Genomic DNA, 13,161 nt, shown 5'->3' on the forward strand with positions numbered 1-13,161 from the left:
AGCACCCTCTAAAATGGGTAGTCTTTTGCCTCGAAAATCGGCATTCCGTTGCGTTAATGTTGACGTAAACGGAAGTTTTTGCCCCATTGTTGCCATAATGTAACAATGGGGCCGAAGACCCCTTAAATCGGCTTTTTTTGGGCCTTTCTGGCCGTTTTTTTCCTTTTTTGGGAAAGGCAAACCTCGCCAAAGGCCCTTTTTTGGCGCCGCGGCATCCGCTCGCATTTTGTCCAAAATACGTTGCGGGAACATGTACATGTACGCCCATCAATTCGTTGTTGCACCGTTAACCTGAATTGGTTCTAGCTTGATGCACTAGTTATTCGGGGAGGACATCCATGAACAATTCGCGTCTGAAAGCACTGCTGGGAGCAGGATGCTTTTCGCTGGCTTTGGTGGGTGCGGCGATGAGTTCGGCGCATGCCGGCGGCATTGAGCGTGGCGGATATGATATCGATCTTCTGTTCGATCCGGCGCCGTTCGCAACGGAAGCGGAAACGACCTATGTGATGCCGGATCGCAAGCTCAAGAACGCAAAGGATACGGATCCGCTCAACGGTACCGTCGTAGGCTCGACCACTGCCAACGATAGCGAGAATTACTGGGTGCCGCGCATCGGCGTTAAGGCCCAGGTCGTGCCGGGGGTCGACTGCATGTTCGACTACTCGCAGCCTTGGGGGGCGCACACGGCCCCTGGCCAATGGGTTGGCGCGCAGTCCAACATGGAAACTGAAATCAAAAGCAACAATTACGCGGGCACCTGCTCCTATAAAATGGATGCTGGCAAGGGCCAAGTCCGCTTCATTGGCGGTGTGTTTTACCAGGAAGTCTATGGTTTCAAGGAAGACCTTGTGACGCCGTTTCTGCCGAATTTCTCCGGTACCGGTCGCGTCGACCTGACGAGCAGCGGTTGGGGCTGGCGAGCGGGGCTGGCCTACGAAATTCCTGAGATCGCGTTGCGGGCTAGCCTCGTCTATAATTCCCAGGTGAGGCTGGATAACATTGCGGGCACCCTTGATCTGACTCATGTCGGTGGTCCGATTATTCCGATCTACGGTGAAGCTTCGATGCCGGATTCCGTGGAATTTAAGCTACAGTCGGGCATCGCTCCTGACTGGCTTGCCTTCGGCTCGATCAAGTGGGTCAACTGGAGTGTTTTACAGAGCATTCCGATCTGCTCGCAGGCCACGAGAGGGATTGCTGCTTGTACAACGACCTCTCCGCAGCCGGTCAGGTGGACTTCTCTCGATCTGATGTATCGTGACGGCTGGACCGTTTCGGGCGGCATCGGTCACAAATTCAACGATCAATGGAGCGCCGCCGGCCAGCTTACCTGGGATCGCGGTACCTCACATGGCTACGGCTCACAGACTGACACCTGGACATTGGGTGGCGGCGTCGCTTACACGCCCCGCCCCAATATCGAACTTCGTCTGGCTGGCGCGATTGGCGTGCTGACCAGCGGCCACTCCGGTACGCTTACCGATGAAAACGGGTACGTGGCCGGTACCGATGCCAGCTACGACTTCGGTAACGATCTGGTCACGGCGCTTTCTGGCGGCCTCAAGATCAAGTTCTAAGCTTTTGAAATTACAATGGAAGGCCGGGGCATTGCCCGGCCTTTTTTGTTGGCACCGGCATCGCCGATACGCCCATCATTCAAGCTTCGTTGCATATAATCCCCACTGGGGCCGCCTCGTCCAATTGTGACGTTTTGGCAACACTTCCTGAACAACCCCTGCGCTGGAAGTCAGGTCGAGGAAATTGCCCATTTCCCGCCATAAACCCGGCGCACCTCGATCTTGTCTCGGGACACGCGCCAAAAGGCTCGGCGATGGGGCGGGCCGCACCGCCCGCGGCAAGGAAGAGAATGGACGCCAAGGTCATCTCAAAGGCTAAGCTCCCTAGCCGCCATGTGACTGTCGGTCCGGCGCGTGCGCCGCACCGGTCCTATCTCTATGCTATGGGCCTCTCGGCGGCCGAGATCGCGCAGCCGCTGGTCGGCGTCGCCTCCTGCTGGAACGAAGCGGCACCCTGCAACATTTCGCTGATGCGCCAGGCGCAGGTGGTCAAGAAGGGCGTGGCCGCCGCCAACGGCACGCCGCGCGAATTCTGCACCATCACCGTCACCGACGGCATCGCCATGGGCCACCAGGGCATGAAGTCGTCGCTGGTGTCGCGCGAGGTCATCGCCGATTCGGTCGAGCTCACCATGCGCGGCCATTGCTACGACGCGCTGGTCGGTCTCGCCGGCTGCGACAAGTCGCTGCCCGGCATGATGATGGCCATGGTGCGGCTCAATGTGCCGTCGATTTTCATCTATGGCGGCTCGATCCTGCCCGGCAGCTATCGCGGCCGCCAAATCACCGTGCAGGATGTGTTCGAGGCTGTCGGGCAGCACTCGGTCGGCACGATCGGCGATGCCGAGCTGCTCGAAATCGAGCAGGCCGCCTGTCCCTCGGCCGGCTCCTGCGGCGCCCAGTTCACCGCCAACACGATGGCCACCGTCGCGGAGGCGATCGGCCTCGCGCTACCCTATTCCTGCGGCGCGCCCGCGCCCTACGAAATGCGCGACCGCTTCAATTTCGCTTCCGGCGAAAAAATCATGGAGCTCATCGCCAAAAACATCCGCCCGCGCGACATCGTCACGCTGAAGGCGCTGGAAAACGCGGCGACCGTGGTCTCGGCCACCGGTGGCTCGACCAATGCGGCACTGCACCTGCCGGCGATCGCGCATGAGGCCGGACTGAAATTCGACCTGTTCGACGTGGCGCGCATCTTCGAGAAGACGCCTTACATCGCCGATCTCAAGCCGGGCGGCAAATATGTCGCCAAGGACATGTTCGAGGCTGGCGGCATTCCGCTGCTGATGAAGACGCTGCTCGACCATGGCTATCTGCATGGCGATTGCCTGACGGTCACTGGCCGCACTTTGGCCGAAAATATGGAGCACGTTGCCTGGAATGAACACCAGGATGTGGTCCGCCCGGCCGACAGACCTATTACCCAAACCGGCGGTGTCGTGGGCTTGAAGGGAAACCTTGCCCCCGAAGGCGCGATCGTGAAGGTCGCGGGCATGGCGGAGTTGAAATTCTCCGGCCCGGCGCGCTGCTTCGATTCGGAAGAGGAATGTTTCGAAGCGGTGACGCATCGCAACTACCGGGAAGGCGAGGTTCTGGTCATCCGCTATGAGGGACCGCGCGGCGGTCCTGGCATGCGCGAGATGCTGTCGACGACGGCGGCACTCTACGGCCAGGGCATGGGCGGCAAGGTGGCACTGATCACGGACGGTCGCTTCTCGGGCGCGACACGCGGCTTCTGCATCGGCCATGTCGGGCCGGAAGCTGCGGTTGGTGGTCCGATCGGTCTCGTCAGGGATGGCGACGTGATCACGATCGACGCGGTGAAGGGCACGATCGAGGTGGCGCTGTCCGATAGCGAGCTGGCGGCTCGGGCGAAGACATGGAAGGCACGTACGACCGACTATCAGTCGGGCGCGATATGGAAATACGCACAGACGGTAGGGTCCGCCAGGGATGGCGCGGTCACCCATCCGGGCGGTGCGAAAGAAACACACTGCTATGCGGATATCTGAGTTGTTGAAGTCAACACCAGAGTTGCTGAGGTCATCTGTCCTTCCGGCACTGGTCGCGGTTGCGATCTTTGGCGCCGTGGGCCAGGCCATGGCTTTCGACGACAAGGTGTTCGACGACAAGACCGGCGTGAAGCCGCAGTCGAGTCCCTGGGCGGTGTTCCAGTTCGGCTTCTCCGCCTACAAGAACGGCCACAAGGAACAGGCGGCCGAGGCCTATAAATACGCCGCCGAAAACGGCCAGATCGGCGCCACCTGGAAACTTGCGCGCATGTATGCCGAAGGCGACGGCGTGGCCCGCGACGATTATGAGGCATTCAAGTTCTTCTCGGAGATCGTCGATCAGGACGTCGAGCCCGGCTCTCCGGAAGAAAGCTACGTCTCCGACGCGCTGGTGGCGCTGGGCGACTATCTGCGCAAGGGCATTCCCGGCAGCCCGGTCAGCGAGAACGAGGTGGCGGCGCAGGAATATTACATGCGCGCCGCCGCCAATTACCGCAATCCGAACGCCCAGTTCGAGATGGGGCAGATGTTCCTGAAGGGCGAAGGCGGCGTGAAAGCCAGCGTCAAGCAGGCCGGGCGCTGGTTCCAACTCGCCGCCGAGAAGGGCCATGCCGGCGCGCAGGCGACGCTTGGCCATCTGTTGTTCCAGAGCGGCAAGGTCGTGCGCGGTCTGGCGATGATGACAGCGGCCCTCGAGCGTGCTTCCCCGGCCGATCAGCCCTGGATTCGCGGCATGCAGGAAGAGGCCTTCGCCGCTGCCGGCGAAGCCGACCGTCGCACCGCGATCTCACTGGCCGACGATATCCTGACCAAGGGCAGCAACGTCGATCAGTAAGGTTCTTTCGAGGAACCAGAAAATCAGTTTTCGGTTGGTTCGGTCGGCACCATGCTTGGCGCGGGTGTGGAGATCGGCGTGACGTGCAGGTGCGGCGCCATCGTGTTTGCGGGGCAGCTATCGCCGACCTTTGTCCACGATGTGTTGTTGAGCACCATGTCGCAGCGAGCCAAATGACTCTGATCGGCGACCGTCAGGCAGGCGACCTGGCCGACCGGATAGGATTTTCCATTGGCAAGACATTCCTGCGCGGCGAAGGCCGGCACGATCGCGGCCGTGGCGAGTGCCAAGCCGATCGGACAAAGAGCAAATCGAATGGTCATGGGAACCCCGGCCGCCATGATGATCTCCCATCATGCGTCGGAATGTGGCGATATGATCCGGCCGGCTGCAGCGCGAGGTTGATCGCTACCGGGACGTGATCGGACGGTTTTTCCCAGGCGCGCACATGTTTTTCGATCGAAGCCGATGAGAACCGGTTTGCGGCTTCCGGCGACAACAGCAGATGGTCGATGCGGATGCCGTTGTTCTTCTGCCAGGCGCCGGCCTGATAATCCCAGAACGTGTAGGTATCAGGCGCATCGGTGACCGCGCGCACCGCTTCGGTGAAGCCGAGGTTCAGCAGCCGGCGGAAGGCCTGCCGCGTCCGCGGCTGGAACAGCGCGTCGCCCAGCCAGTTCTCCGGAAACCGCGCGTCGATGGGCTCGGGGATGACATTGTAGTCGCCGGCCAGCACCAGCGCCTCTTCCAGCCTCAGGCGCTCCTGCGCCCACCGCTCCAGCCGCGCCATCCACGACAGCTTGTAGGGGAACTTCTTCTCGTCATCGATCGGGTTGCCGTTGGGCAGATAGAGCGAGGCGACACGAAGCGCGCCCTTGTCGGTGGAAAAAACACCCTCGATGAAACGGGCCTGCTCGTCGATGTCGTCGCCCGGCAGGCCCCTGATGACCTCGTCGAAAGGAAGCTTCGACAGCAGGGCGACACCGTTGAAGCCCTTCTGGCCATGGGTTTCGACATTATAGCCAAGCGCCTCGATCTCGGCGCGCGGGAACTGCTCGTCGACCGTCTTGATCTCCTGCAGGCAGACGATGTCGGGCGCGCTCTCGGTCAGCCAATGGGTCAGGTTGCCGATGCGGGCGCGCACGCCGTTGATGTTCCAGGTGACGATTTTCATGACGGTCTCATTGTTGCTGCGGTGGACGGCGTTCAACGAGTCCGATCGTATTGCCTGCCGGGTCCTTTATAAAGGCCATCCATTCGCTTTCCCCCGCCGGGCCGAACTGGCCCTCGGTGTCGCGATGGACGAGCGCCGGCGGCGCGGTGAAGGGAATGCCGGCTGCCTTGGCCTCGGCGTGGAAGGCTTCGAGGCCTGACATGTCGAGATAGAGGGTGCCGGCCGGGATGCCGTCGGTGAACAGCAGCCTGACATCGCCTGCCATGATGAAGGCGATGCCGGGCGGATCGTAGCGGGCATGAATGCTCATGCCGAGGACGTCGCGCCAAAAGACCAGCGTCGCGTCGAGGTCGCGACCGGCGGAGAGCGCAACCTGACGAACCGCGCCAGTAGCGGGCATCTCGGTCCTAGATGGAGAAGCTGGTGCCGCAGCCGCAGGAGGCGACCGCATTCGGGTTCCTGATCTGGAACGACTGTCCCATCAGATCGTCGACGAAATCGATCACCGAGCCACCCATATAGACCAGCGACAGATCGTCGATCAGCACCGTGGCGCCATCCTTCTCGATGGCGACGTCGTCGTCATTGCGTGTGTCGACCAGATCGAATTTGTAGGAAAAGCCGGAGCAGCCGCCACCTTCGACGGACACACGCAGCGCCGTCTTGCCGGCTTCGGCCGAAACAATCCTGGCGATCCGCTTGGCCGCGGCCTCGGTCATATCGACTTTCATGGCAGTCTTGGCATCCGCGCCCATGGGCGTCACCTTGCTTTCGGTTTCACATGATAGGTATGAAGCGCGACGGGGCAAGTCAACTGCGGCAGCATCAGCCATGACAAATGAGCTTGGCGACATCGGTTTTGGCTATCGGCCGCGCGCGGCCTACGCCACGGATCCCGCACGTTCGCGCGGCCGGCTGTTCGACGAGGTGGAAAGTCCGACCCGCACGCCGTTCCAGCGTGACCGCGACCGGATCATCCATTCGACGGCGTTTCGGCGGCTTAAGCACAAGACGCAGGTCTTCATCGCGCACGAAGGCGACCACTACCGCACAAGGCTGACCCATTCGATCGAGGTGGCGCAGATCGCACGTGCCTTGGCGCGGGCGCTGCGCGGCGACGAGGATCTCGCCGAAGCGGTGGCGCTGGTGCATGATTTCGGCCACACGCCTTTTGGCCACACGGGCGAGGACGCGCTGAATGAAAAGATGGCGGCGTGGGGCGGCTTCGACCACAACGCACAATCGCTGCGCATCGTGACCAGGCTGGAGGCGCGCTACGCTGAATTCGACGGGCTCAATTTGAGCTGGGAGACGCTGGAAGGCCTGGTCAAGCACAATGGTCCGCTCACCGACAGTAGCGGCCAGGGCCTGAAAGGGCCGGTACCGCAGGCGATCCGCGACTACTCGCAACTACAGGATCTCGAGCTCGACCGGTTCGCCGGCATCGAAGCGCAGTGCGCGGCGATTGCCGACGACATTGCCTACAACACGCATGATATCGATGATGGGCTGAGGTCAGGGCTGCTGGCGCTTGACATGCTGAAGGCCGTTTCGCTGCCTGGAACGATCCTGAAAGCTGTGCGCGAGCGCTATCCCAGGCTTGATGACGTGCGCACCGGCCACGAATTGATGCGGCGCCAGATCACGGCCATGGTCGAGGATGTGATCAAGTCGACCACCGCCAATCTGGAGCGGATCAGGCCGCTGAGCGCTGACGCGGTCAGGGCGGCGGGCGAAACGATGGTAACATTTTCGATCGAGATGGCGGAAGCCGAGAAGGAACTGAAGGCCTTCCTCTACAAGCACCTCTACCGGCACGAGGAGGTCATGCGGGTGCGTGCGGACGCCGAGCAGATCGTCCGGGACCTGTTCGACGTCTATTTTGCCGACCCGCGCGCCATGCCGGACGGCTGGCGCGAAGGGCTGGACCGCGCCGAGGATCGCATTAAAGCGCGCAGCGTCGCCGATTTCCTGGCCGGCATGACCGACACCTACGCGCTCAAGGAACACAGGCGTTTGTTTGACCGCACCCCGGATTTGAGCTAGGGCGGGCTCGATTTGCCGGCCAAAGGGCCGGATTCGTCATAAAGCCACCGAGCATACACCATGAACATCTTCGCCGATTTCACCGCGCGAGTCACAAAGGCTGTCGAAGCGCTAGACCTGAAGGACCAGGACGGCGTTTCGCCTGATCTGTCGCGCATCGCCGTCGAGCCGCCGCGCGACGCCAGCCATGGCGATCTCGCGACCAATGCGGCGATGGTGCTGGCCAAGCCAACCGGACAGAACCCGCGCGCGCTGGCCGAGAGATTGGCGGACGCCCTGCGGGCCGACCAGGATGTCGCCGCCGCCGAGGTCGCCGGTCCCGGCTTCGTCAATCTCAGGCTCCAGGACGGTTTCTGGCAGGCGCATCTGTCGGCGCTTTTGGGCGAGGGTCCCAACTACGGCCGCTCGACGATCGGCGCCGGCCGCAAAACCAATGTCGAATATGTCTCGGCCAATCCGACCGGGCCGATGCATGTCGGCCATTGCCGGGGCGCCGTCGTCGGGGATGCGCTCGCCAACCTGATGGCGTTCGCCGGTTACGACGTGACCAAGGAATATGTAATCAACGACGCCGGGTCGCAGATCGACGTGCTCGGGCGCTCGGCGATGTTGCGCTATCGCGAGGCGCTTGGCGACGATATTGGTGAGATTCCGGCAGGACTTTATCCCGGCGACTATCTGGTCTCCGTCGGCGAGGCTCTGGTCAGGGAGTTTGGCCGTTCCTTGCTGCAGATGCCTGATGACGAGGCATTGGCCATCGTCAAGGATCGCACCATAGATGCGATGATGGTGATGATCCGCGAGGACCTTGCACTGCTCAACGTGCATCACGACGTGTTCTTCTCCGAACGCACGCTGCATGCCGACAATGCCAGGAAGATCCGCTCGGCGATCAACGACCTGACGCTGAAGGGCCATATCTACAAGGGCAAGCTGCCGCCGCCCAAGGGCGAGAAGCCGGACGACTGGGAAGACCGCGAACAGACGCTGTTCCGGTCGACCGCCGTCGGCGACGACATGGATCGGGCGCTGGTCAAGTCCGACGGCTCGTTCACCTATTTCGCGGCCGACGTAGCTTATCTCAAGGACAAGGTCGACCGCGGCTTCGTCGACCTGATCTATGTTCTCGGCGCCGACCATGGCGGCTACGTCAAGCGCCTGGAAGCCCTGGCGCGGGCCATTGCCGGCGACGACGTCAAGCTCACCGTTCTGCTGTGCAATCTCGTGAAGCTGTTTCGCGATGGCGAGCCGGTGCGGATGTCGAAGCGGTCCGGTGACTTCGTGACGCTGCGCGAGGTGGTGGAAGAAGTCGGACGCGATCCGATCCGCTTCATGATGCTTTATCGCAAGAACGATGCGCCGCTCGATTTCGACTTCGCCAAGGTGACCGAACAGTCCAAGGACAATCCGGTGTTTTACGTGCAGTATGCCTCGGCGCGCTGCCATTCGGTGTTCCGGCAGGCGAGCGAACAATTGGGCGAGGCGAATTTCGACCGCAACAGCCTGGCGGCAGCGTCAACGTCGTTGACCGACGAAGGGGAAATCGGCTTGATCAGGAAGCTTGCGGAATATCCGCGCCTGATCGAGTCCGCCGCTCTTGCGCTCGAGCCGCATCGGCTGGCATTTTATCTTTATGATCTGGCTTCCAGTTTCCATGGACACTGGAACCGGGGTACGGATAATCCGGACTTACGTTTTGTTAAGGTTAACGACCGACAATTGACGCATGCCAGACTAGGGCTGGTGCAGGCTGTTTCGGATGTTCTGACGTCCGGCCTGACGTTGATCGGGGCCGCCGCGCCCACCGAAATGCGTTAGGTTTGACTAAAAAACCTGTCACCTTTTGCCCACATTGCGCTGGTAAGGGCCAACCCTGCGCGACGTCCATGGCGTCCGAATGAGTGCGAGTTCGGGAACAATAATGGCAGACAGAACCCAGCTGAGAGTAGCCGACAACAACGACATCGCCGCCGATGATCCGTTCGCGGAGCTGACCAGGATCATGGGATTCGACCCCCGCCAGCCGGTCAAGCCGCAGGCGCCGGCCGAGCCGAAAGCCAAGGTCGCCGATCAGGCTGCGGGAGAGGGCGATTTCGACATCGATCTCGAGAAGGAACTGATGGGCGAATTCGACGCTGCCGATAGCGTCGCCGCCCCGCTTGTCGAGGCTCATGAGCCGGCATTCGAGCCGGTGGCAATCGATGTGTCGGATGACGATCTCGCGCTGTCGCTTGATGACGATTTTCACCTGGACATGGCTGAGCTCGATGACCGGACGGTGGCCGCCAGCCATGCCGGCGCCGCGGAAGCTGTGCCGTCCGTCGAGCCTGCCGTCGACATCGATTTCGACAAGACCGTGGCCAGCTCGCTCGAAGACGTTTCGGCCTTCGACGACGATCTGCCGATGGAAGACGAGCTTGCAGCTTCCCTCGACCGGGATTTCCATATCGGGGACGAGGCCGCCGAGCCCCCGTATGCCGTTGAATCGCCGGTTGCAGAAGTGGCGGCAGCGGCCGAGCCGGCTTCCGATCAAGAATTCGACGATGCCGTTGCGATCTCGCTCGAGGACGAGCTGATGCTCGACGACCATTCGGCGGATCAGCGCCAAGTGGCTGCTGCCGAATATCCAGAGCCGGCGCCTGCCACCGCGGATGAGACCCAGTCGATCTCCGGCGAGGATTTCGTTGGTCAGTTCGACGATGCCATGGCCGATGTCGACGTGGATTTTGACGTTCAGGCCGATGAGCCAGAAGCTTTTGAGGAGCCGCGAGCACATGAGTTGCTTGCCGATGTCATCGGCACGAAGGACGAGGTTCCAGGCGCTGAAGCCATTTCGGATGACGCTTTCGACCTGGATTTGGACGAGGCGTTTGCCGAGCCCGCCGAAGAGCCAGCCGCCGAAATTGCCGCGGCTCCCGCGCAGCCGATGGCGGCAGCCATCGCGCCCCCAGTGCAGGCGCCCATCACGGACGAACGAAGCCTCGAAGACGAGTTGAACGCGCTTCTTGGCGCCATGACCGCGCGCACGCTGCCGTCGGCCAGGGAGCCGGCCATGGCTCAGCCGGTCGTGCCCCAGCCGGCCGCCGCGCCTGTTCAGCCGCCACTCGTCTCGACTGCAAAGGCCGCGGAGGAACCTGTCGATCTTGTTGGTGATCTCGACTGGGATCTCGATGAAGCAGCGTCCCAGGATGTGCATCAGTCCGGTTCCGACCAGGCCGCCGACGTCGACCTCGACGACCTGCTGCTCGACGAGCTTCAGGACCATGATTTCGGCTCGGAGACCGCTGAACAGGGCGAGGTCAATTTCGACAATGGCGCCATCGACGCCACCCGGGCCGAGGGTATCGACCCGCGTGAGGAAACAGCTTCCCCGCAGGATCAAGCCGATTCGCTCGATTGGCTGGCGGAACGCTCCGCGCCGTCGGAGCCGGCCCGTTCGTGGAGCCGCGTGACACCGGTTCCCCAACAGCCGGCATTTGCCGCGCAGCCTGCCGCCTCGATGGCGGCCTGGACGGCAGCACCGGAAACGGCCGCCGTGCCGTCCTACCGGCCGGCCGAGCCGGTTGCAGCCGCTCCCTACGTGGCTCCATCGGCACCGCAGGCGCAGCAGTCCTCGCGTTATGAAGAGATGCCCGATGTCGAGACGGTCGATGTGCCGGAGCGCGTCGTGGCGCTGGCCGACGATCTCGACATTCCAGAGTTGCATTTCGAGGACGATGAGCCGGTAGCATCCGGTTATGACGATCTCGACGCCGAATTCGCCAGCCTTCTGACTGAAATGAATTCGGTGGAGGTCGCGCCTGCTTCTGCCAGCAGCGCCGCCTATGCGGATGAATCCTACAATGCCGGGTTCAATCCGGGATACGGCGCGGCCAATCCGGGATATGACGCGGTCACTCCGGAATATGAGGCGGTCAATCCGGGATACGAAGAATCCAGGCCGGCCTATCAGCCGGAAGCGCGGACCTATGCGGCACGGCCGGCGGAAATGCCTGCCCGCGCGGCGGCGGCCTCGACCTATGCCGATGCTGCTGAAGGCTTCGATGATCTGCCCGGCAGCCAGCCGATCTCGCAGGCGGACGATTTCACCGTCGATGAACTCGACTACGATCCCGAACTGGACGAAGCGATGTCGGTTCCGGGTCTCGGCGAGCGGGAAGCCGCCCGGTCGTCCGGCCGGCGCGGCCTCTTCATCGCGGCGATTGTCGGTGCCGTGGCGGTCGCGGGCGGCCTTGGCGCCTTTGCGCTGTCTTTCGGCGGCAAGGGCGGCAGTGAGGCTCCGGTGATCGTCAAGGCCGATAATTCACCGATCAAGATCAAGCCGGAAAATCCGGGCGGCACCGTGGTGCCGAACCAGGACAACAAGGTCTATGACGCGGTGGTCAAGGGCGCGAAGCCGGCCGAGCCGGTCCAGCAGAAGCTCGTCACCAACGCCGAGGAGCCGGTGGACGTGCAGGCGAAGGACCCGGCCCGCGCCGTCGATCTTTCTCCCGACCAGAACGCCGCCGCCGGCACGGATGGCGCAGGCGACGTCTCGACCGCTGGTGCGGCCCCCGCCAACATAGCGGCGCCCACGCCGAAGTCGGAGGATCGCATCGCGCAGGTCCTGCAGGAAGCCGACAAGGGCACCAGCAACGATGTCGTTGCCGTTGCGCCGCGCAAGGTCAGGACCATGGTGGTCAAGTCCGACGGCTCGCTGGTGGCGCGTGAGGATCCGGCACCGGCCGCACCCCAGGTCGCCGCGGCGGAGCCGACCGATCCGGCACCACAGCATGTGGCGCCTGCCGCGCAGGCCAATACCGACCAGACCGGGGCCGACCAGACTGGCGCCGACCAGACTGGCGCCGACCAGACCGGTACCGCCCAGACCGGTGCCGGCCAGACTGGCACCGACCAGACTGGCACCGTGGCGCCCGCCGCCGCGCAGGCCGACGATGAGCCGGCTCTGAAGCCCGCGGCCAAGCCTGCCAAGGCTGAAGCCAAGGCGCAGTCGGCCAACACGCCGGCCAAGGTTGCGATCGCGCCGCAGCGTCCGTCCGACCAGCCGGTCGACGTGGTCGGCGAGGTCAAGCCAGATCAGGTCGCTTCCATCGATCCCGCCTCGACCGCGACCGGCAGCGGTTCGTGGTCGATGCAGATCGCTTCTCAGCCGACGGTAGAGAGTGCCCAGTCGACCTACCAGGACCTGCAGCGCCGCTACGGCAGCGTGCTCTCCGGCCGCACGGCCAACATCGTCAAGGCCGAGATCGCCGGCAAGGGCACGTTCTACCGCGTGCGCGTTCCGGCTCAGTCGCGCAACGATGCGATCAATTTGTGCACCAGCTACAAGACCGCGGGCGGCAACTGCTTCGTATCGCGCTAGAGCCGGATGATTTCAGGTCGAGTCGACCTGAAATCTGAATCCGTCTCTAAATCAAGAGATAGAGCATGTCGTCCGAAAACCGTTTCACACTTTTCGGCATCATGCTCTAGACGTCGATCCAATCTCTCAAAGTCGGGGCGGCCGAAGGC

Annotated in this window: 10 protein-coding genes; 6 read left to right on the forward strand and 4 right to left on the reverse strand. The window is 62.6% G+C overall.

Features of this window, described 5'->3' with window-relative positions; genetic code table 11:
- The first annotated feature begins 338 nt into the window (after window positions 1–338).
- The 3 genes from LB571_RS14055 to LB571_RS14065 all read left to right on the forward strand — a co-directional run bounded on the left by LB571_RS14055 (window position 339) and on the right by LB571_RS14065 (window position 4,430).
- Window positions 339–1,580, forward strand: a complete 1,242-nt coding sequence (locus tag LB571_RS14055; protein WP_224595191.1) for an OmpP1/FadL family transporter — start codon at window positions 339–341, stop codon at window positions 1,578–1,580.
- A 290-nt stretch (window positions 1,581–1,870) separates the two neighbouring features.
- Window positions 1,871–3,595, forward strand: a complete 1,725-nt coding sequence (ilvD, locus tag LB571_RS14060) for a dihydroxy-acid dehydratase (protein ID WP_140616058.1) — start codon at window positions 1,871–1,873, stop codon at window positions 3,593–3,595.
- Window positions 3,582–4,430 carry a tetratricopeptide repeat protein gene (locus LB571_RS14065; protein WP_140616060.1) on the forward strand — a complete coding sequence of 283 codons (849 nt, stop codon included), beginning with the start codon at window positions 3,582–3,584 and terminating at the stop codon, window positions 4,428–4,430. Before ilvD ends, LB571_RS14065 begins: the two co-directional genes overlap by 14 nt.
- A gap of 23 nt (window positions 4,431–4,453) precedes the next feature.
- Here the strand turns inward: LB571_RS14065 and LB571_RS14070 are convergent, their stop codons facing one another.
- From LB571_RS14070 to erpA, 4 genes are read right to left on the reverse strand one after another with little or no spacing between them, the layout of a single operon-like run.
- The gene (locus LB571_RS14070; RefSeq protein WP_015317523.1) at window positions 4,454–4,771 is read right to left on the reverse strand and encodes a hypothetical protein; all 318 of its coding nucleotides are present in this window, start codon (window positions 4,769–4,771) and stop codon (window positions 4,454–4,456) included.
- Window positions 4,750–5,604, reverse strand: a complete 855-nt coding sequence (xth, locus tag LB571_RS14075; RefSeq protein ID WP_224595194.1) for an exodeoxyribonuclease III — start codon at window positions 5,602–5,604, stop codon at window positions 4,750–4,752. The genes LB571_RS14070 and xth overlap by 22 nt, the downstream gene beginning before the upstream one ends.
- A gap of 7 nt (window positions 5,605–5,611) precedes the next feature.
- The gene (locus tag LB571_RS14080) at window positions 5,612–6,004 is read right to left on the reverse strand and encodes a VOC family protein (RefSeq protein ID WP_224595197.1); all 393 of its coding nucleotides are present in this window, start codon (window positions 6,002–6,004) and stop codon (window positions 5,612–5,614) included.
- Window positions 6,005–6,011: 7 nt separating this feature from the next.
- Window positions 6,012–6,359, reverse strand: coding sequence for an iron-sulfur cluster insertion protein ErpA (gene erpA, locus LB571_RS14085; protein WP_140616066.1), 348 nt, complete (start codon window positions 6,357–6,359; stop codon window positions 6,012–6,014).
- Between the two features lie 76 nt (window positions 6,360–6,435).
- Here erpA and LB571_RS14090 point away from each other — a divergent pair, with 76 nt between their 5' ends.
- The 3 genes from LB571_RS14090 (at window position 6,436) to LB571_RS14100 (ending at window position 13,012) form a co-directional block, all read left to right on the forward strand.
- Complete coding sequence (locus tag LB571_RS14090; protein WP_140616068.1) at window positions 6,436–7,650, forward strand: deoxyguanosinetriphosphate triphosphohydrolase; 1,215 nt, start codon at window positions 6,436–6,438, stop codon at window positions 7,648–7,650.
- A 60-nt stretch (window positions 7,651–7,710) separates the two neighbouring features.
- On the forward strand, window positions 7,711–9,468 hold the full coding sequence (gene argS, locus LB571_RS14095) for an arginine--tRNA ligase (RefSeq protein WP_140616070.1): 1,758 nt from the start codon (window positions 7,711–7,713) through the stop codon (window positions 9,466–9,468).
- Between the two features lie 103 nt (window positions 9,469–9,571).
- A complete protein-coding gene (locus LB571_RS14100; RefSeq protein ID WP_224595200.1) occupies window positions 9,572–13,012 on the forward strand; it encodes an SPOR domain-containing protein in 3,441 nt (1,146 codons plus the stop codon).
- Window positions 13,013–13,161 lie beyond the last annotated feature (149 nt).

Origin of the sequence: Mesorhizobium sp. BR1-1-4 (genome assembly GCF_020165375.1) — a bacterium.
In the GTDB taxonomy this organism is placed as follows: Bacteria; Pseudomonadota; Alphaproteobacteria; order Rhizobiales; family Rhizobiaceae; genus Mesorhizobium; species Mesorhizobium australicum.

Coding starts and splice junctions, on each gene's coding strand:
- LB571_RS14055 (WP_224595191.1), top strand. CDS start 339: ATGAACAATTCGCGTCTGAAAGCACTGCTGGGAGCAGGATGCTTTTCG.
- ilvD (WP_140616058.1), top strand. CDS start 1,871: ATGGACGCCAAGGTCATCTCAAAGGCTAAGCTCCCTAGCCGCCATGTG.
- LB571_RS14065 (WP_140616060.1), top strand. CDS start 3,582: ATGCGGATATCTGAGTTGTTGAAGTCAACACCAGAGTTGCTGAGGTCA.
- LB571_RS14070 (WP_015317523.1), bottom strand. CDS start 4,771: ATGGCGGCCGGGGTTCCCATGACCATTCGATTTGCTCTTTGTCCGATC.
- xth (WP_224595194.1), bottom strand. CDS start 5,604: ATGAAAATCGTCACCTGGAACATCAACGGCGTGCGCGCCCGCATCGGC.
- LB571_RS14080 (WP_224595197.1), bottom strand. CDS start 6,004: ATGCCCGCTACTGGCGCGGTTCGTCAGGTTGCGCTCTCCGCCGGTCGC.
- erpA (WP_140616066.1), bottom strand. CDS start 6,359: ATGGGCGCGGATGCCAAGACTGCCATGAAAGTCGATATGACCGAGGCC.
- LB571_RS14090 (WP_140616068.1), top strand. CDS start 6,436: ATGACAAATGAGCTTGGCGACATCGGTTTTGGCTATCGGCCGCGCGCG.
- argS (WP_140616070.1), top strand. CDS start 7,711: ATGAACATCTTCGCCGATTTCACCGCGCGAGTCACAAAGGCTGTCGAA.
- LB571_RS14100 (WP_224595200.1), top strand. CDS start 9,572: ATGGCAGACAGAACCCAGCTGAGAGTAGCCGACAACAACGACATCGCC.